14 protein-coding genes are annotated in these 20,893 nt (G+C 42.4%); 9 read left to right on the top strand and 5 right to left on the bottom strand.

Annotation, left to right across the window (positions count from 1 at the left end):
• The first annotated feature begins 131 nt into the window (after window positions 1-131).
• The 4 genes from argB to AC1XUD_RS08360 all read left to right on the top strand — a co-directional run bounded on the left by argB (window position 132) and on the right by AC1XUD_RS08360 (window position 6,463).
• Window positions 132-923: an acetylglutamate kinase gene (gene argB, locus AC1XUD_RS08375; protein ID WP_483360520.1), complete on the top strand. Its 792-nt coding sequence runs from the start codon at window positions 132-134 to the stop codon at window positions 921-923.
• A 160-nt stretch (window positions 924-1,083) separates the two neighbouring features.
• On the top strand, window positions 1,084-4,416 hold the full coding sequence (locus AC1XUD_RS08370) for a SusC/RagA family TonB-linked outer membrane protein (protein ID WP_483360519.1): 3,333 nt from the start codon (window positions 1,084-1,086) through the stop codon (window positions 4,414-4,416).
• Window positions 4,417-4,435: 19 nt separating this feature from the next.
• Window positions 4,436-6,028, top strand: a complete 1,593-nt coding sequence (locus AC1XUD_RS08365; protein ID WP_483360518.1) for a SusD/RagB family nutrient-binding outer membrane lipoprotein — start codon at window positions 4,436-4,438, stop codon at window positions 6,026-6,028.
• Window positions 6,029-6,247: 219 nt separating this feature from the next.
• On the top strand, window positions 6,248-6,463 hold the full coding sequence (locus AC1XUD_RS08360; protein WP_483360517.1) for a hypothetical protein: 216 nt from the start codon (window positions 6,248-6,250) through the stop codon (window positions 6,461-6,463).
• Between the two features lie 90 nt (window positions 6,464-6,553).
• Here AC1XUD_RS08360 and AC1XUD_RS08355 read toward each other — a convergent pair whose 3' ends face one another.
• The 4 genes from AC1XUD_RS08355 to AC1XUD_RS08340 form a co-directional block, all read right to left on the bottom strand.
• Window positions 6,554-8,491: an LTA synthase family protein gene (locus tag AC1XUD_RS08355; protein ID WP_483360516.1), complete on the bottom strand. Its 1,938-nt coding sequence runs from the start codon at window positions 8,489-8,491 to the stop codon at window positions 6,554-6,556.
• Window positions 8,492-8,639: 148 nt separating this feature from the next.
• The gene (locus AC1XUD_RS08350) at window positions 8,640-10,142 is read right to left on the bottom strand and encodes an FG-GAP repeat domain-containing protein (RefSeq protein WP_483360515.1); all 1,503 of its coding nucleotides are present in this window, start codon (window positions 10,140-10,142) and stop codon (window positions 8,640-8,642) included.
• Between the two features lie 115 nt (window positions 10,143-10,257).
• Window positions 10,258-11,604 carry an argininosuccinate lyase gene (gene argH / locus AC1XUD_RS08345; protein WP_483360514.1) on the bottom strand — a complete coding sequence of 449 codons (1,347 nt, stop codon included), beginning with the start codon at window positions 11,602-11,604 and terminating at the stop codon, window positions 10,258-10,260.
• Window positions 11,605-11,929: 325 nt separating this feature from the next.
• A complete protein-coding gene (locus tag AC1XUD_RS08340; RefSeq protein WP_483360513.1) occupies window positions 11,930-12,436 on the bottom strand; it encodes a C40 family peptidase in 507 nt (168 codons plus the stop codon).
• A 410-nt stretch (window positions 12,437-12,846) separates the two neighbouring features.
• On the opposite strand from AC1XUD_RS08340, the gene AC1XUD_RS08335 reads away from it, so the two are divergent.
• Complete coding sequence (locus AC1XUD_RS08335; protein WP_483360512.1) at window positions 12,847-14,019, top strand: AIR synthase related protein; 1,173 nt, start codon at window positions 12,847-12,849, stop codon at window positions 14,017-14,019.
• 165 nt (window positions 14,020-14,184) lie between these two features.
• On the top strand, window positions 14,185-15,018 hold the full coding sequence (locus AC1XUD_RS08330; protein ID WP_483360611.1) for a ThuA domain-containing protein: 834 nt from the start codon (window positions 14,185-14,187) through the stop codon (window positions 15,016-15,018).
• A 6-nt stretch (window positions 15,019-15,024) separates the two neighbouring features.
• Here the strand turns inward: AC1XUD_RS08330 and AC1XUD_RS08325 are convergent, their stop codons facing one another.
• A complete protein-coding gene (locus AC1XUD_RS08325) occupies window positions 15,025-15,417 on the bottom strand; it encodes a hypothetical protein (protein ID WP_483360511.1) in 393 nt (130 codons plus the stop codon).
• Window positions 15,418-15,661: 244 nt separating this feature from the next.
• Between AC1XUD_RS08325 and AC1XUD_RS08320 the strand changes: the two genes are divergently transcribed.
• From AC1XUD_RS08320 to AC1XUD_RS08310, 3 genes are all read left to right on the top strand, one after another.
• Window positions 15,662-16,825, top strand: a complete 1,164-nt coding sequence (locus AC1XUD_RS08320; protein ID WP_483360510.1) for an acyltransferase family protein — start codon at window positions 15,662-15,664, stop codon at window positions 16,823-16,825.
• Window positions 16,826-16,941: 116 nt separating this feature from the next.
• The gene (locus AC1XUD_RS08315) at window positions 16,942-17,652 is read left to right on the top strand and encodes an ATP-binding cassette domain-containing protein (protein WP_483360509.1); all 711 of its coding nucleotides are present in this window, start codon (window positions 16,942-16,944) and stop codon (window positions 17,650-17,652) included.
• Between the two features lie 266 nt (window positions 17,653-17,918).
• Entirely contained in the window at window positions 17,919-20,885 is a 2,967-nt protein-coding gene (locus AC1XUD_RS08310; RefSeq protein ID WP_483360508.1) for a serine hydrolase domain-containing protein, read from the top strand.
• Window positions 20,886-20,893 lie beyond the last annotated feature (8 nt).

The raw sequence follows: 20,893 nt of genomic DNA, 5'->3' as shown, positions 1-20,893 counted from the left end.
ATGTTTTAAAATCAACGGTTATCCTGTTATAATGTTGGCTGGAGGCTTTTCCGGTTTTTCACCATGCGCTTGTTGATATCTGATTTCTTTTAACTTTGGCATCCCAAAGCATATCAAAAACGTTCAAACCGATGCAAGTGGCTGAAAATCTGTATATTATTAAAATTGGAGGTAATATCATTGATAATCCGGAGGCATGTTCCAGCTTTCTGGAAAGTTTTTCAAAGATCAACGGACCGAAAATTTTAGTACATGGCGGAGGAAAAGTTGCGACGCAAATAGCATCTCGCCTTCAGATCGAAACTCAAATGGTCGATGGACGCAGAATTACCGATAAGCCGATGCTGGACGTAGTAACCATGGTATATGGTGGGCTTGTCAATAAAAATCTGGTAGCTCAGCTGCAGGCTTTGGGCGTAAATGGGATTGGGTTGACAGGTGCTGACGGCGGTATTATCAGGTCAGTAAAAAGACCTGTGAAAACCATCGACTATGGTTATGTGGGAGATATTGAAGAAGTAAACGCTGCCCAAATTCATGAATTGATTAAAAGCAGTCTCATTCCTGTGGTGGCTCCCATTACTTTCAGTGCCGAAGGCCAGCTTCTGAATACCAATGCCGACACGATGGCGTCCGCAACGGCCGTGGCGATGGCTGCTACTTATAAGGTGAACCTTATTTACTGCTTTGAAAAGAAGGGAGTACTTTCTGACCCCGACAATGACGACTCTGTCATTTCTACGCTTACGCCTTCCCTGTATTCTCAATACAAATCAGAAGGAGTCATTAATAAAGGGATGATTCCAAAACTGGACAATGCCTTTGCAGCACTCGATGCAGGGGTCGAAAAAGTTATCATATGCCATGCCGACATGGTGGGCGATGCAGTGCGTGGCGACGCTGGTACTCAGATCAATCGCTAAATTCTATTTACATGTTTAGTAGAAGTATTATGACTTAGGGTTATTAATTTACCTTTTGAGCGGGTATTTTATTATTTTTTTTAAATACAGATTAATATTCTTAAAATAAATTATTAACCTTGTGTTAAATTCATCTATTTCAATTTTATCAAATTATTCTATGGCAAAAAATTTACAGAAGCTTATTGTCATGCTACTGATGATAAGTGGACCTGTTTTCGCTCAAACGATTACGGGAAAGGTTACCACGGGGGATGACGGAGAGTCTCTTCCAGGCGTATCAGTTCTTGTGAAAGGTTCAACGACAGGAACGACTTCGGATGTGGATGGGAAGTACAGCATCCAGGCAACACCAAGTACAACTTTGATTTTCTCTTTTATTGGTTACAAAAGCAAAGAGGTATTGGTAGGAAATCGCACAGTATTGGATGTTAAATTGGAAGAAGATGCATCTATATTGAACGAGGTTGTGGTAACGGCTTTGGGTATTCCAAAAGAACAACGTGCACTTGGATACGCAACGACGACAATCAACAACAATGCTTTAGTAAAAACGGCTTCACCTAACTTCGCGCAGGCATTGTATGGTAAAGCTCCGGGTGTTACGATCAATGCAACTCCGGGTGGTGCTACATCAGGTGTGAGTATCAGTATCCGTGGTTTCAGCTCTATTTCGGGTGGAACTCAGCCACTACTTGTATTGGATGGTGTACCGATCAGAAACGGTGAAGCTCGTAACGGCGATTACTGGGGTGACCAGCGTATTCGTGGAAACGGCCTTTTGGATTTGAACCCTGCTGATATTGAAAGTATTTCTGTACTGAAAGGTGCTTCTGCAGCTGCTCTTTACGGTTCTGAGGCTGTAAACGGAGTTTTGCTTGTCACTACTAAAAGTGGAAAAGGCAGACCAGGTTTTGGTGTTGATTTCAGCGCCAGCTACTCGGTTGATAAAATTGCATATCTTCCGAGATATCAAAACGTCAGGGGCCCCGGTTATTTTAAGAACTATAACAATGGTGGACAGGATGACAACGGTTTTATCTCTTATGATACGAATGGTGACGGGACAAAGGACACAAGAGGCTTACTAGCTGCAACTGTGAACTTTGGGCCAAAATTCGACGGTCAACCAGTTATGTCATGGGATGGTAATATCAGACCTTATGTGGCCTCTAACAATAGCTACGCTGACCTTTTCGAAAAAGCAACCAGTTCAAATATCAACCTTGCAATCTCAAAATCAACTGAGAAAGCTTCGGTCCGTTTCTCTTTCACTCGTCAGGATAACGGAATGATCAGTTATGGTGGAAAAAACACAAAAAACATTGCTAACCTTAACATGAGCTTTGACCTAAGCAAAAAGTTAAAGACTGATGTGATGGTAAACTATGTTAATCAGTATACGCACAACCGTCCGTTCAAAGTGGATCGTATGATCAACAACTTTACCGGTATGATGGATCGTTTTGAGAATGCTGATTGGTATTTCAACAAATATCAAACAAGCTTGGGGTACAAGTTTGTGAACGGAGCAGGAACTCAAAGCTTGACTCCGGATGAGAACATTCGTTATAACGGTTTCAAGGGGGATATAGGGGACTATGTTTGGAATACCAGAAAGAATACGAACGACGAATACAGCAACCGTGTGATTGCCAGCCTTACCCAACATTGGCAGATCGTTAAAGATTTGAAATTGAGAGGTCGTATCGCAACTGATTTTACATCTGAAAGAATTGAAGACAAGCAGTTCAGCTCTGTACCATTGGCTTTCGGTTATTCAGGGTCGTTCGGAATGAACAACAACCTATATAATAACGTATATGGTGACGTTCTTTTGACTTATACCAAGAAGTTGAACGCGGACATGACTTTTAACGCGATGGCAGGATACACTGCTAACAGACAGTTGAATACCAAAATGTCTCAGTCGACTAACGGAGGTTTGAGTACTGAAAACTTCTTTGATATCGGTTCTTCGGTAAACCAATTCAATGGATCACGTGAGCGTATTCGCTTCGTAAGAGATGCGGTAATGGGAACAGTTAACTTTGATTACAAAAACCTTGTTTTCCTGGAAGGTACTGTAAGAAGAGACCGTACTTCTACTCTTGCTCCGGGTAACAACGCATTCGTTTATCCTTCGGTTAACGCGAGTTTTGTGTTCACAGATGCTTTCCAATTGCCAACTTTCTTTAGCTATGGTAAATTGAGAGGATCTTGGGGAACTGTTGGTAACTATCCTGAGATCTACAGAGCAAACGTAGCGTATTCTCAAGGATCGTACAATGTACAGGAAAAAGGCGGAAACTCGGTTCTTTGGACCAATATTCCTAACGACTACGGTAACGACCGTATCAAGCCTGAAATGAAGAGCGAAGTAGAGTTTGGTTTGGAGACCAAATTGTTCAACAACCGTATCGGATTTGATCTTACTTATTACAATGCTCAGATCAGAGACCAGATTCTTCCGCTTTCTATCGCGGCAACTTCTGGTGCAAGATCAATTTATGCTAACGTTGGTACACTTCGTAACCAAGGTATAGAACTTTCGTTCAACGTATCGCCGATCAGAGGTACAACAGCTGACGACTTCAACTGGGATTTGGTTTTCAATGCAGCCAAAAACAGAAACAAAGTTGAGAAACTTGCCAACAATTCTACAGAATTGCTTCACGCTGACTACGATGGAAACGCTGCTCAATTAAGATCAGTTGTAGGCCGTCCGATGGGAGATATCTATGCGCATGGCATTCTTAAAAATGCAGATGGCGAAGATGTGATCGGTGCGAACGGTATGTATGCTTTGGATCCGGCTTGGAAAAGAGTAGGGAATGCGATGCCAAAAGTAACGGGAGGTTTGATTAATAACTTTAGCTGGAAGGGCTTTACACTAGATGTCGTTGCTGATTTCAGAGTAGGGGGGCATATCATGCCAACTGGAATCAACTGGATGACTTCAAGAGGTTTGACGGAAGAAAGTACCAAAAACATGGACGAAGCAAGTGGCGGTTTGAGCTATTATCAGAACAATGGTAAAGGGATTGCTACTACATCAGGTGCCGGACCTGAGGGACAGACTGTCTATCATGACGGTATGCTAATGAAGGGTGTTGTACTTAATGGTGATGGATCTTACTCTGAGAACACGAACATAATTTCACAAGCTACGTATTACAACGGTACTTATAACTGGGGAGGTCCTCAATACAGTAACTCTCGTTACGAGCTTTACGTTAAAGAGAACAACTATATCAAAATGAGAGAGATTTCATTAGGTTACAGACTTCCTTCATATCTGTCACGCAAAGTGGGCGCTCAGAATATCACGCTTTCTGTGTTCGGACGTAACTTGTTCTTCATCTACAGATCTATCAAAGACCTGGATGCAGAGCAAACCAACTCTTCTACAAGATGGTATGAAAACGTGAACAACGCAGGTAACAACCCGGCGTTCCGTACAGGTGGGGTTATGTTGAGAGCCAGCTTCTAATTTTAAAAGCATTTTCAAAATGAAAAAAATAGCATCAATTCTATTCGCGGGTCTTCTGATAGGTAGTATTTCTTGTAAGGAATCTACGTTTGAAGAGAATTATACAGACCCATCTAAATTGGCCGGAACGACTGTTGAAAAGCAGTTTACAGGTTTTTTGGGAACCAATGACGCCCAATACGTTCTACCAGGATACACTCCGTATTTTACAGCGTTCCGGATTTCTTTGAATCGTTTCAATCAAGTAGTTGGTTGGCCGAACGAGTCAGGTCAATATATTCCGGGTTCGTCTGGTGTAGAGAACATCTGGTTCAACTATTATCGTTTGCTTGCACAGTACCGCGAGTTGCAGAAGGTATATAATGCAGCACCGGCGGCTGAGCAGCAGGAGAAAAAAGTGTTTATGCTTTCTGCCTCCGTATTCCTATACGACCAGACTATCAAAATGGTAGATTTGCACGGATCGATTCCATTCTTTGAAGCAGGAATGCTAAGTACTAATGGTGGAGACTACACAATCAGCAATGCGAAATACGACACTGCTGAGGAGATCTATTCCTTTATTTTGGACGACCTGAAAGCGATTTCTACCCAGTTGGCTGGAATTACGCTGAATGCTGGTTACCAAAAGTCGTTCAAGACTCAGGATTTTATCAATAAGGGTGACATCCCGACTTGGATTAGATACGCGAACTCTTTGAGACTAAGAATGCTGAACCGTGTTTCCGGTGTCGAAAGCTTTAAGTCAAGATCTAATTCAGAAATCGCTGAAATTTTGGGTAACCCGACTGGCAATCCGATTGTTGAAGAGAATGCTCAAAACATCCAGATTAATGTATATGACATCAATACAAACTTGAATTCCAAAGGTTTTCAGGATGGTCTTGAGTCAGGAGGCTGGTACGGAAACACAGCTAGTCAAAAGATCATCGATCATATGAGCACCAACAATGATCCTCGTTTGCCGATTATTTTTGAGCCTGGTCTTAATGCTGCTGGAAAATTTGTTGGGATTGATCAAACAGCTCCTGCTGCTGATCAAGCTGCTTTGTACACTGGAGGTATTGTGTCTATCTACAACCGTTATACTTTAAGTCGCAACCAGTTTTTCCCAGGTATCTTGATCAATGCTCCCGAAATCAGTCTGATTAAAGCAGAATATTATCTGAGAGTAGGTAACGATGCTTTGGCTAAGGCAGCTTACAACAAAGGAATCGAGCAGTCAATTGCATTTTATAATAACCTTGTTAGTATCAGCAATGCGACTGGGGTAAGTGCTCCTGCTCTTGCTCCGGCTGGATCGGCTGCTGCATATATCGCGAAGGATGGTGTAAACTGGGATAAGGCTACAACCAGCGATGCTAAATTGGCCCTTATTGCTGACCAGAAATGGTTGCACTATAACCTTGTTCAGCCTTACGAAAACTGGGCGGATACAAGAAGATTGGATTTGCCTAAGTTTAACTTCTGGGTTGATAACAACAATAATCAGACAACCCCTCCTTTCAGATGGACCATTCCTACGAATGAGCCAACTTATAACGCTGATAACTATTCAGCTGTGAAAGCGAATGACAACCTGAAAACTAAAATTTTCTGGGACGTTAAATAGTCTTAAAGATTTGATTTAAGTAAAGAAAAATAATTACCAAACCGGGTAGGCCATGTTCGCTTACCCGGTTTTTTTGTGCCCATTCATGATCAAAAATGGCTATCATACTCCCATGAGCTGATAAATTCCATGAAATTTAGAAGTTGGAGATTTACAATGTAACTGGAAATTATAACGGACAATCTTGAGGTCTTTAGTGGCCCTTGGTAATATCAAGCTATGAAAATTTTGATCATCGAAGACGAGCCGCAACTGGCGGAAAGTACCTGTCTGAGCAGGACTATCTGCCGGAGCAAAAAGTCTGAAACTGGAAAACCTTTTCAGAAGATTTTCCAATTCATCAACCAGCAGTATCGGAAGAGGCCTGGGTTTGGCAATCGTAAAGGAGATATGCGACCGTCATTAATGGCAAATTACTTACTGCTTTTCAACTGATAAGCATATCTTCGACATAGAGTTTTGAAATCATGAACCGCTGTCTCTCATCATGCAAGATGGAGATTCAAATCTCACGTTTCCCGAATTTCAATTCATCAAACGATGCTTAAACTGATAACTGGCAGTTTGGTAGAAACTAACAGCCTGTTTGGTTAATATCTCATTCACCCCGGTAGCTCGCGTAGAATCGCTTCCCGTTTCAACTACAAACGAACTGGCCAAACGCTGCGGTTTTAATATGATCAGCGTATCTTTCTTCAAATATCCCAAACTTTGATAAGTGCTTATAAATGCCCTTTCCCGGCCCGGCTCCAGTTTGAAGATATCATAACCGAAGAATTTGCTGGTATATGAAAAATTCAGCAGCCCAAGAATTGTCGGAGCTAAATCAATCTGACTCATCAGACGATCCATTTTCCCAGGTTTAACAATGCCCGGTGCATATATCAGCAACGGTATTTTATATTTGCTGACCGGCAAATCCGTTTTTCCAGCACTTGACGCACAGTGATCAGCCACGATAACAAAAAGCGTAGTGTTAAACCAAGGCTTCCGCTTTGCTTCCCGTATAAACTTCCCAATTGCATAATCGGTATACTTTACTGCTCCCTCGCGGCTGGAGTGCGACGGAATATCAATTCGGCCGTCGGGATAGGTAAACGGTCGATGGTTGGAGGTCGTCATGATATGGGCAAAAGCGGGCTTCCCCAATTTTACGGTCTTCTCTATTTCTTGCGTGGCAAGTGTAAAAAGGTTTTCGTCAGCCACCCCCCACACATTCTCATATGCAATATCTTTCTTGTCAATTTTATTACGATCAACTACTTCATAGTCATTGTGTTCAAAAAAATATCCCATATTGTCAAAGTAGCTATATCCTCCATATATGAACTTGCTTTGATATCCCTTTTCTTTGAAAACGCGCCCAGCCGAAAACAGTCCTTCATTATTTGGCCTGCGGACGATTGACTGTCCCGGTGTCGGTGGGGTACATATGGAAAGAGCCTCCAGCCCACGGACAGTGCGGGTACCGGTTGCGTACAGATTCGTAAACAGCAGGCTCACATCAGCCAGTGAATCCAGATTGGGCGTGATATGCTGCGTATTACCAAATGAACCTAAAAATTCAGCACTAAGGCTCTCCACGCTAATCAGTACCACATTCATTTTATTTTCAGCACCGGGGTTGACAATCTTCCTTTCAACACTATAGGGATCGTTGTTAATGAACGTGCTTTCAGGTGTTCTTATCAAAGCACGTACCAGACTAAACGCTTCCTTTTCCGGAATTTTCTTATAAAACTGAGCGTAGTCAAGTTCATTATTTCTGTAGGCGGCAAACAGTTCATAAAGCCCATTGCCCGCGAGTTCGTTCACATAAGTATTTTCTGAAAATTGACGAAATGTCGTTTTGACCAGGGAAAAGCTTGAGACTAGCAACAATATATATCCTGCCATAAAAAGAGATCGTACCCGAAAAGGGAAATTATGAAAGCTCTCTTTGCGAATAATCGGATTCAAAACAATATATACAATCCCCGAAGTGATTAAAATCAAAACGGTCACAATCAGTTCAACAGGATACGATTGGCGAATATTACCAATCACTTCACCTGTATAAACAAGATAATCGACCGCGATGAAGTTGTACCGTGAGCTAAACTCATCCCAAAAAAACCATTCTGAGACACAGTTAAATAACAGACCGAATGTGAATATCGAGAACAGACAATATAGTGCAATGCGATGACCGCGCTTCACCAGACTTTTCCTCGGAACTATCCATAAATAAATTGCAAGTGGTAATATCAAATAAAGTGCATTAATGATATCATAAAACAACCCGATACCAAAAATGCCGAGCAAATTGATCACGCTAAAATCGACATTGGAAGCCGATTTGATGAGTAGTGCGATTCTGGTAAAAAGTGAAAATGTAATTCCTATCGACATTAATAATTTCAATAGGGCAAAAGATCCGGTTCGAGCATTCACGGATGGCTCGAGTACTTTGTTGATTGTCATTTTGTTAGGGCATTCCTTTTGCGTCTTCGTCACTTGAGAAGAGCAAATTTAGGAGTATATTTAGAATTTTTTCTGAATTGAAAAATGATAATAAAATGGGACAGAGGTGGTGGCTTGTACAGATCAAATAAAATCGATAATTCGGAAGTTATTTACTTTTATTTTCAAGAATCAAAAGTTGCGGGAAAGATGTTGCCCCGCGTAGCATAAGTTTGGTGACTTCCGCAATATTTTGAAAATAGGAGCCCAAAATAATATCGGTATCGCCGTCCTGGTCAATATCCGCCGCTTCCATCGTCAGCCATTTACCCAATGCTGCTTCCGGGGTGGAAGAAACATTGAATTTGAGATTTCCCTGGTTTGAAAAATAAAGGAATCCCTGTTCCGGATGCTCCAAGTCGTTGTAAAATGACGTGGCTGCGATATCCAGATCTCCATCGCCGTCAAAATCTCTGGCAAGCACTTTTGCGGCTCCATATATAGGATAGAACCAGGATTCTTTGAAGTTGTCTTTGCCGTCGTTCATGTAAATTCGAATGCCATGGTAATTTTTATTGACAGACGAATAATCCCAGTTATCACCATTAGCGAGTAGGATATCCTGAAAGCCATCCTTGTTAAAATCCACCATCTCGAAATAACTGGCACCAAAGACCGGAGAAAAGCGCAGGATTTCTTTTTCCCTGAATTTTCCATTTCCAAGATTGTAAAAGATGGACATACCCTCACGACCCTGTGCCATTAATGCCACGATATCCGGTTTCTTATCTCCGTTCATGTCCTTTATGACCGTATTTCTGGCCCCTGGAAGTTCTTTTAATATGTGTTCTTTGTTTTGGTCGAAATTATCAAGCCAGAAAAGCTTTCCCGAGTAATTGCCAAAACCGCATATGATCGCGTCTTCCTTTCCATCCATATTCAAATCGGAAGTGGAAAATGAAACCGGACGCGGTAATCCAGAAATATTGACCATGTCCGGAACCGTTGATTTTGTCAAAGTCATCAACCGTCCCAATTTTTGATCTGAAGGACTGAAAATTCCTATTGTTAATATCCGGGGTGGTGCGTTTTTGGGGAAATCAATGTCTGTTGGCGCCGTATCCAGCCACCATTTATCGGTAATCTTGAAATCCTTATCAATTACATACAGGGAGTTTTGGGCATCGCCGACATATAGTTGAGCAGTTCCTTTGTCATATTTAAGCAGTGTAATCTGCGAAACCGGCTTGTCTTCCAGCGTGAGGGTTTTAGCGGTAAAAAGCGGAAGCTGTTCTGATATGGGCTCAACTTTTTTCTGAGGTAGATTTTCCGCCGGAGCCTCCCGCTCGTAATATTCAACAATCTGCTGCCATTCAGGCTGACTAATTAAAGCAGTTTCCGGATATATATTCAGTGCTTTTAAGATCTTGTCTTCCGCTTCGGGAAGCGGTTCAAGCTTTTCAGACTGAGGCACTTTTACTCCCATCCTCATAGCCATATTCGGCAAAACCTTTTCAACCCAGGTCTGTTTATCGAGCAAAGAAGGATCGGGAAATGCGTGACACCTTTGACAATAAATTTGAGCCAATTGTTTGCCGTCTGCCAGTGCGGAGGCTTTCAGGAAAGGGGATTTGTAGGCTGACGTGGTATTTTCGGATAAGGAGAACGCCATGATTCCGAGTGAAATTATGGCGATTAAACTTATTTTGAAATACGACATCAGGAAGTTTGGGAATAGGATTTTAGGGAAATGAACCGGCAACGGTTGAGTTGCCGGTTTAATCAAATTATTTTTTGGATGAAGAAAGCAGCAAATTAATCGCCCGCTGAACTTCATCGAATCCGAATTTTCTGATTTCGGTATTCATTCGCTGACATATCAGGTCGTTTTGCAGATTGCCCAAACTGCCTTCATGAGTATGGTTCAATTCGCGTGACGCCTGATAGCTTCCGTCGCCTATTTCCGCACCCACTTGTTTATATGCATCTCTAAACGGTACTCCCTTGATAACCAGTTCATTTACTCTTTCTACACTAAACAACAGGTCATATTTAGCATCGTCGAGCAGATTTTTCTTAACTGACATACCTTCCAGCATAAAATTAGCGATATCCAGACAGTCCAATATCTCGTCAAATGCGGGCATCAAAATCTCTTTCAAAAGCTGCATATCACGGTGATATCCCGACGGTAAATTGCTCAATACCATCGTTACTTCCATCGGCAGCGCTTTCATGCGGTTGGTTTTAGCACGGAGCAATTCTGCCACATCCGGATTTTTCTTGTGCGGCATAATGCTGCTTCCGGTTGTCATATCATCCGGTAAGATGATGAAAGCGAAATTCTGGCTGTTGTACAAACACACGTCCATCGCTAGTCTCGACACGGTCGCCGCAAGGGACGATATGGCTGCCAAAGCAGCCTGTTCCGTTCTTCCGCGACTCATCTGTGCATATACCACATTATGATGCATATCTTCAAAGCCCAGCAAATCGGTGGTCATTTGACGGTTCAGGGGGAAAGATGAGCCGTACCCTGCACCAGAACCCAGCGGATTTCGATTGGCAAGACGAAATGCAGCATGAAGCTGGATTACATCGTCGATCAAACCTTCAGCATAAGCGCCAAACCAAAGTCCGAAAGATGAAGGCATCGCAATTTGCAAATGGGTATATCCTGGCAGCAAGTCATTCTTATGCGCTTCCGATTTTCTGATCAGCGTAAAGAAAAGTTTTTCAGTCGCCTGCACGACACGATATAGCCTGTCGCGGGTATATAGTTTCATATCCACCAACACCTGGTCGTTGCGAGAACGGCCGCTGTGAATTTTCTTGCCTGTATCTCCAAGCTTCCGTGTCAGCATCAGTTCCACCTGAGAGTGAACATCTTCCACGCCATCTTCGATCACGAAATCACCTTGCAGTGTTTGTTCATATATCACAAGAAGTTCAGCCTGAAGCTGAGACAGTTCTTCCGAAGTGAGCAGATCAATCGTTTGTAACATGGCGGCATGCGCCAAATTACCCAACACGTCAAATTCAGCAAGGTTGAGATCCATTTCCCGATCCCGACCAACAGTGAAACGTTCGATTCTTTCGGATGTGACGGTATTTTCTTTTTGCCAGAGTTTCAAAATATGTATAATTTAAAACAGACGACAAGCGAGCTGTTTAATTTGGAATAATAGTTAGAGCAGGATTCCACACGAAATTTTGCACGCAAAGCAAATAGATGAATGCAAATCGCGAAGTGTTCTCGCAATACACTACTTTTTTCTTTACGTAAACCATTTAACGCCAATTGTGGAGTTCAGGCAGTAAAATTAATCAGGTTTTTGGACTAACTAAATAAAAGGGGAGGTTTTAGGGGCTGGCTGACAGGTATTCTTGTGAAGATGTGAGTGATTGGCGCGTCGCTAGTTGATGGGCAGACAGTGATTCCAACTTTTATCAACGTTATTATTCTATAAGCCTTCGGATGGCTACAAATCTTTTGTGATAATAATCGGCACTTAAAAGGTCATAACGGATACCGCCTTTCCACGCGGAATGGATAAATTTCACATATCCGTCATGCACTTCTGTGATAATTCCAACGTGTCCAATCTGACTGCTTTTTGAACTATGACCTTTGAAAAAAATCAGGTCACCAGGGCGGGCAGCTTCAATATCCACTTTTTCACCGTATTTAGATTGCGCTGAACTGGAATGTGGAAGAAGTATATTCCATTTGTTATAGCAATATCGGACAAAACCTGAGCAATCAAATCCTCTTTTCGACGAGCCACCGGACCGATAAGGTATATGTAAATGCTTGGTTGCAAACGAAACCAGCGATTCCATGGTGCCGAGTGTGTCCGATTCAGCAGTCGCCGGTTTTTGAAATGCTTGTCCTTTCGACGAAGTGATGCAGACAACTAGGCAAAGAAAGGTGGCAAGAACCGACTTTTGTATTGTATTTCGCATGAAGGTCAGTGGGTTATAGGTCAATATAAAGCGTTTTGGACGATTATATTGTGTATTCAAATTCTACTTCACAGTTGTAAAGCTAAAAGGTAATTGCTAAAAATTTTATTTTAAAAATGACTTATTTTAGTCGCTTTTTTATAAGTCGTTTACTTTCAGAAGTAAAGGATGATGCTGTGAAACCAAAGCTTTAATCAAATTCCCAGTACGTATTTTTCATACATCGCCCGTCTTTTTTTGTACTTTTGGGGCAGAAAACCAATGAGTGAATGAGAGAAGGAGTCATTGAGTGAATATTATCGCTCAATTTACATACCCTACGTAAGCCGTAATCTTTTTATTCGCCAAATGGCTGAATCTGGCATATTCATTCATTCACTCATTCACCAATTCATTCATTGAAGACTTGTATGAAAACAACTGACCGGTATCTGCAGCGCGGTGTTTCGGCCTCTAAGGAAGATGTGCATAAGGCGATTGAGAAAATTGACAAGGGTATATACCCGAAGGCTTTTTGTAAAATAGTGCCTGATATTCTCGCCGGAGATCCGGAATATTGTACCGTAATGCACGCCGACGGAGCAGGAACTAAAACTTCGCTCGCTTATCTTTATTGGAAAGAAACAGGTGATATATCGGTTTGGAAAGGGATTGCGCAGGATGCCATTGTAATGAACACGGATGACCTGCTGTGCGTGGGCGCTACGGGCCCTATGTTATATTCATCAACAATCGACCGAAATAAAAACCGGATTCCGGGTGAAGTGATTGCGGAAGTAATCAACGGAGCGGAAGAGGTTTTGGAAATGCTGAGAGGCTACGGCGTTGAAATATACAGCACCGGCGGCGAAACAGCCGATGTGGGAGACCTTGTACGCACTGTGACGGTAAACAGCACTGTGATCGCTCGGATGAAACGGTCGGAAGTAATTGATAACGCTAATATACAGGCGGGTGATGTGATCGTCGGGCTGGCCTCTTATGGTCAGGCAAATTATGAAACCGAGTACAATGGCGGGATGGGAAGTAATGGTCTTACTTCGGCTCGTCACGATGTTTTGGGTAAATATCTGGCCGAAAGGTATCCGGAAAGTTTTGATCCTGAAGTTGATATAGATTTGATATATAGCGGCGCGAAGTCGCTGACTGACGAAGTGGAAGGATCGCCTGTTAATGCTGGTAAATTAATTCTTTCACCGACACGTACATATGCTCCTGTTGCAAAAGCGCTTTTGGATGAAATGCGGGATGTTATTCATGGGATGGTCCACTGCAGCGGTGGAGCTCAGACCAAGATTCTCCATTTTATAGATAACTTGCACATTATTAAAGATAACCTATTGCCAATTCCGCCACTTTTCCGTCTTATTCAGGAGCAAAGCGGTACTAGCTGGCAAGAAATGTATAAAGTGTTCAATATGGGTCACCGTTTGGAAATTTACCTGTCTGCCGAGCATGCAGAAAGGGTGATTGAAATTTCTAAATCTTTTGGTATAGATGCACAAATAGTTGGAAGAGTTGAACTGTCAGACGTAAAACAGCTGACGATTACGGCCGAGTCCGGAGAATATATATACCACTAACTAAACACTCCCTAAATTCTTAGCCCGTTGAAGCACATTCGGCGGGCTTTTTTATTACATGATTTAGCAAAATTGCTGAGAGGAATGGAGGCGATCAGTAAATTTTGTTGTCCTGGTATTTACATCAGGGTCAAGTCCTTAACTCAATATTCGTCGCCGTTCGATATGTATATCCTTAAAAAGTGTTTGTGTCTATTTTTTTTGCTTTTGAGTTTTCAGGCAACATTTGCAACTGCAAAACATCCTGATTTTAAGGCTATTGCATTTTTTACGGGTAAGAATGACCAGGCGCATATCAGTTTTGTAAAAGAGGCAAATACATGGTTTAAGAAAATTGCAGCTGAAAAGAATTTTGTATATGACACTACCACCAATTGGAATAACCTGAATTACCAATTTCTATCTCAATATCAGGTCGTTATTTTCCTCGACACCCGACCAGAAACGCCTGAACAACGAGCTGCCTTCCAACAATATATAGAAAAGGGCGGTGGCTGGATAGGGTTTCATTTTGCGGCTTTTGCTTTGACCCCCTCTGCATATCCTCAAAACTGGGACTGGTATCACAATGTTTTTCTGGGTTCAGGTCAATATAAGAGCAATACCTGGCGACCGACTTCAGCATTTCTGAAAGTCGAAAATCTAAACCATCCCGCAACAAAAAATCTCGCTTCCATCATCAAAACTGCGCCTAGTGAATGGTATCGCTGGGAGAATGATTTGAAAGCTAACCCTGATATTGATATTCTATTGTCGGTCGACAGTTCAAGTTTTCCACTCGGAACGGGGCCGAAATTGCATGAAATATGGCACAGCGGCTATTATCCGATCGTATGGACTAACAGGAAATTCAAAATGATCTATTTCAATATGGGGCACAATGACATTGATTACGAGCACAAAACAAACAAAGAATTGTCGTTCACCTTTTCGAGTCCTGAATCTTGTCAGTTGATTACCAACGCATTATTATGGCTCGGGAAAACCGGGAAAAAGTGAGATATATTATCTGCCGAATAGCTGATCCAGGCTGAATCGTCCTTTTTTGATCAAGGCCTGCAATTGATCCTGTTGTTCGTTAGTCAGAACGTCCAGCATTTCTTCTCGTTTCAGCTTATCCAATTCTTGGTGATCACGTCTTTTGGCATCATTTCTGGAAAGTTTTCGGTCTCTTTTGGCATATCGCCGGTCGATTTTATTCAAATCTTTTATCTGCCGTTTGGAGAGATTGAGCTCGGCTTTATGCTGATTCAGATATTTTTCGAAACGCTTGGTATTCAGCTTGCTATTCGAGTTGTCTCTCTCTTCATATGAGGAAGAAGAACTTGCTGATTTCTGAGCGAAAGAAGAACTTGAAAATAAGATACACAGTACGATCAGCGACCAATATTTTTTCATGACTAGCGGGGAATTTTGTTCGATCATATAAACGTGCACGTTTGCAAATCGATATATCGAATGGCATTTCCAGGCAGATTTTTTTGAAAAGCCGATCGGTATCCGGCGAAAGTATCATTTGATTTTTGACTAATATAATTTTTTAAACAATGCGATTTTTCACTCATTTCATTATGGTATATTTAGAAGCTTAGTCAGTAGTTATATTGGAAATACTTCTTTTTCCTGTAATAAAATTTGATTCATGTTGGCAAATACCGAATTTAATTCCCCTGAGTCTATTCCGGATTCAGTCCCCGAAAACAAGGCATCCAAAAGACTTCTGTCGCTCGACACCCTCCGCGGTTTCGATATGTTCTGGATATCAGGCGGTGAAGATTTATTTCATGTACTCGCGAAAGTGACCGGTTGGTCGTGGGCAATCGTAATTGCTCATCAGTTAACCCATCCCTCGTGGAATGGTTTCCGCGCATATGACCTGATTTTCCCAACCTTTTTGTTTATGGCTGGTGTTTCGACGCCGTTCTCGCTGGGGAGTCGGCTGGAAAAAGGGGCGCTACCTTCTGACCTGATCAAAAAGGTTATTCAGAGAGGGTTAATTCTGGTACTGCTTGGTATTATTTACAACAACGGAATTTTTGAAAAAGAATGGTCTCAGATACGGTATCCGAGTGTTTTGGCTCGTATCGGTTTGGCGGGAATGTTCGCACAGATCATCTATTTATATTTTGGCTTTCGGGCACGCTGGATATGGTTCGCAGGAATTTTGATTGGCTATTATGCATTTATGATGTTATATCCGGTTCCTGGCTGCGGCGCAGGTTTTCTTACTATTGAATGCAATCCGGCCAGTTATTTTGACAAATTGATCCTGCCGGGGAGACTCCATGAAAAGATTCATGATCCTGAAGGACTCGTTTCAACCATTCCTGCCATTGCCACAGGGCTCATGGGGATTTTTGCAGGAGAGCTTCTGAGAACTTCGGAGGCAGTGCTTTCTAAAAATACCAAAGTGATATATCTGATAGCGGCGGGCGTTGTTAGTTTGCTACTTTGTATGGTTTGGGACTACTTTTTCCCGATCAATAAGAATTTGTGGACAAGCTCGTTTGTGCTTTGCGCCGGAGGTTTCAGCACACTGCTACTGGCTCTGTTTTATTGGATCATAGATGTCATGAATTACCGCAAATGGACTTTCTTCTTTGTCGTGATAGGGATGAATTCGATCGTCATATATATGGTTGGTAGTTTTATCAGCTTTGGATATACGGCTGAGGCACTATTTGGCGGAATATTAAGTCTTCTGCCCGAATCGGTCGAAAAAGTGGGCGAGGTTGTTGCCTTCATTGCGGTAGAGTGGGCCTTTATGTATTTACTGTACCGGAACAAATTATTCTTGAAAGTCTGAACAGTAAGTGTGTTCTTTGTGGCAAAAAATCGTTTGATAAGATTTTTATCAGACGGTTTTTTTATAACCAGCTGTGCCACAGGATCCATATCCTACGGTAATTTTTAAAGAAAAGGATGTCGATAAGGGTAGAAAATCTCACAAAAATTTATGGTTCTCAGCGCGCTGTAGACGGTATTTCGTTCTCCTTGAAGCCGGGTGAAATAGTAGGTTTTCTAGGGCCGAATGGTGCGGGAAAGTCGACAACCATGAAGATGTTGACGGGATATCTTGCCCCCACATCCGGAAACGCATATGTTTCGGAATTTGATGTTGTAACTCAGTCAATCCAATCAAAACGATCCATCGGCTACCTGCCTGAACACAATCCGTTGTATTTGGATATGTACGTTCGTGAGTTCCTTCTTTTTACAGGGAAACTTTATAACCTGGGTGGAGATATACTCAAAAACAGAGTCGATGAAATTATAAGTCTGTGTGGTCTGGATGTCGAAAAAAAGAAGAAAATAGGTGAGCTTTCCAAAGGATATCGGCAAAGAGTTGGACTCGCGCAATCGTTTCTTCACAACCCTCAGGTTTTGATACTTGATGAACCAACGACTGGTTTGGATCCGAATCAAATCGTTGAAATCAGAAACCTGATCCGCACAGCCGGGAGAAATAAAACAGTTTTGTTCTCGTCCCATATCATGCAGGAAGTGGAAGCACTCTGCGACCGGGTGATAGTGATCAACAAAGGGAAAGTGGTGCAGGATAGCAGTCTAGATGAACTGCGAAGCGGTGGAGAAAGTTTGGAAGAGATTTTCAAAAGGCTGACTACTACTTAGTTATGGGGCACCTGGTTTAAGCAGATTAGAATATTAGAATTGTCTTAAAATCGATTTTTCATGGATTTATTCATATTTTAAATTGTTATAATTGTAAAAGTGACCTGGGGTAAATTTAAAAGTCTAACCCGTGTAAAGGAACTTCCTCTAAGAATCAGTAAGTTAATAGTGATATGAAGTATTGGTTTAAGCGCCGATTTGGGTTTACAGTTAGTATAGTTGTAATATTAGTTTTGAGTTCGCTGGTTGCCGTGGCTTGGAAACTAATGTCTACGGCATTACCGGAAATTTTGAAACCGGAGACTCCGGTAGAAGAAAAATCCAAAAAGGTTGTCAGGAAAATCTCAAGTCCGGTACTAGTGCTTCCTGAAAGCCAGTGGGTGGACAGTACACTCAATTCCCTTACCCTTGAAGAGAAGATTGGTCAACTCTTTATGATCGCAACCTTTTCAAACAGAGACGAAAATCATTATAAGTATATAGATAAACTGATCAATGACTACCATATCGGTGGCTTGATATTCTTCCAGGGCGGCCCATTGGCTCAGGCAGGACTCACCAATAGATATCAGTCTGAAAGCCGTGTGCCACTTTTCATAGGAATCGATGGAGAATGGGGACTTGGGATGCGCTTGGATAGTACTATTTCGTTTCCAAAACAAATGGTGTTAGGTGCTATCTCGGACGATGAATTGGTCTTTAGGATGGGAGCGGATATTGCGCAGCAGTGTAAGAGACTGGGTATTCAGATCAATTTCGCGCCTGTTTCGGATATCAATAGCAATCCTAAAAATCCTGTCATCGGTATCCGTTCTTTTGGTGAAGATCGCGAAAATGTAACCCGTAAGGCGATTGCATATATGAAAGGCTTGCAAAGGAATCGCATCATTGCCACGGCGAAACATTTTCCTGGTCATGGAGATACGGACAGCGATTCACATTTTACATTACCTGTGCTAAAGCATTCGGCAGAAGAACTTTCGGAGCTGGATTTGTATCCATACAAGCGGATGATTGCAGATAGCCTGATGGGTGTTTTGAGCGGTCATCTATATGTTCCGTCGGTCGATAATTCTTCCCAGGTAGCCAGCTCCCTTTCTGAAAAAATGGTGACAGGTCTTCTTCGGAAAGAGCTTGGATTCCGAGGCCTGGTTTTTACCGACGCCATGAATATGCAGGGTGTTCTGAAAAATGGCCGTGCTGCTGATGTGAATCTGAAAGCTCTGGTTGCCGGAAACGATGTTTTGTTATACCCTGAAAACGTAGCGGAGACGATCGCGAAAATCAAAGACGCGATCGATCAAAAGCAGATCAGTGAGAAAATTATAGAGGATAAGGTCAAGAGAATTCTGCAAGCCAAATATTGGGCGGGGCTCAGCAAGTTTAAACCGGTTGAGCTGGCCAATTTGTATCAGGATCTTAATAAGGAAGAGAGCAAAAGACTATATAGGGATCTTTGCGAAGCTTCGATGACCGTGGTGCGAAATGACAATAATATCCTTCCTTTAAAATCAGTTGAAAATCTTAAAATCGCGACTGTAAGTATTGGGGAAGGCAGCAATTCGGCCTTTCAAAAAATGATGTCTTTTTATAAGTCGGTTAGGCCGTTCTCATTCTACGGTGAACCAGCAAATCAGGGGGATATCACGCAGATGATCAGTAATGTGGAAGCCTATGATATTGTGGTGGTTGATATTCATGGTATATCTTCCAATCCACGCAGGTATTACGGTATCTCTTCTGAAACAGCCGCCTTTGTCACACAATTGAGACAGCAGGGCAAAAAAGTGATTTTGTGTTTGTTTGGGACTCCATATAGTATTCAATTTTTCCCGGAAGCTGACGGCATTATTTGTGCCAATCAGGATGGTACTGACTCTCAGGAAATTGTTCCTCAGGTAATATTCGGAGCTCTCCGGGCGACAGGTAAATTGCCCGTTTCTGTCTTGTCTTACAAAGTTGGAAGTGGGATTGAGACAAACGCTCTGAATCGCCTGGCTTTTGGTACTCCTGAAAGTGTGGGTATGAACAGTGCGACCTTGAAAGCAATTGATGGGTTAGCTGCGGCTTCCGTTGCCGACCGCGCGTTTCCGGGCTGTCAAATATTGGTTGCGAGACATGGGAAAGTAGTTTACGAAAAGCAATTCGGTGGCTTGGATTACAGAACTCCGGACAGAGTAACTCCAGAGACATTATACGATTTGGCATCTTTGACCAAAGTGTCGGCCACCTTGCAAGCCATTATGCTTTTGTATGATCGTAAGCAGATTGATCTGGACCAGCGTGCTTCACACTATTTACCGGAACTGCTTGCAACATCAAAAGAAAAGATCACGATTCGCGATCTTTTGCTTCATCGCTCCGGAATGATTTCTTTTTATCCTTCCTTGTGGGAAAGAACTAAAACACCTGTTGGTGGACTGCTGCCTGAATATTATAGCAGTCGCCAGGATAGTGTTTACAATTTGCAGGTGGCGCCCAAATTGTTTGCCAAAGAGGCTCTCAGAGATTCTGTATGGAAATGGGTCGTGAAATCTCCCATGAACAATAAAAGGGGAAAATCAGGCGACTACGGTTTTCTTTATAGCGATCTCGGATTTTTGACGTTACAAAAAGTGGTGGAACGTATTACCGCAGTTCCAATGGATATCTATGTTTCTACCAATGTATATGATCCCATCGGCACAAACTATCTGGGTTTTAAGCCACTTCAAAAATTTCCGCAAAAACAGATTGCCCCTACCGAGCAGGATTACCGATACAGAGGCCAGCTTTTGCAGGGAACAGTTCATGACCAAATGGCGGCCGAACAAGGCGGAGTATCAGGGCATGCCGGCCTTTTTGGAGCTGCCCGAGACCTTGCGGTCTTGTTTCAAATGAATTTGTGGAAAGGTAAATATGGCGGAGTTCAGATATTCCAACCGGAAACAGTCCCGCTTTTTTCACAACTATACGATCAGGGACATCACAGAGGGTTGGGCTGGGACAAGGCTCCGCTTGACGGAAACAGCTCATATGTTTCTCCTCTGGCTTCTGTCAATTCCTTTGGCCATACCGGATTTACCGGCGCGATGGTGTGGGTGGATCCGGAAGAAGACCTGGTATTTGTATTTCTTTCCAATCGCGTACACCCCGACCCTGAAAATTCACTCATAAACACGCAGAGAGTCCGCCGACGGATTCAGGATGCTGTTTACTCCTCCATCATTGAACGGAAAAGCCCTCTTCACTAGGACTTTGT

It is taken from the genome of Dyadobacter sp. HNCC25DJ184, from assembly GCF_056895215.1.
This window is presented reverse-complemented; position numbering and strand designations above follow the sequence as displayed.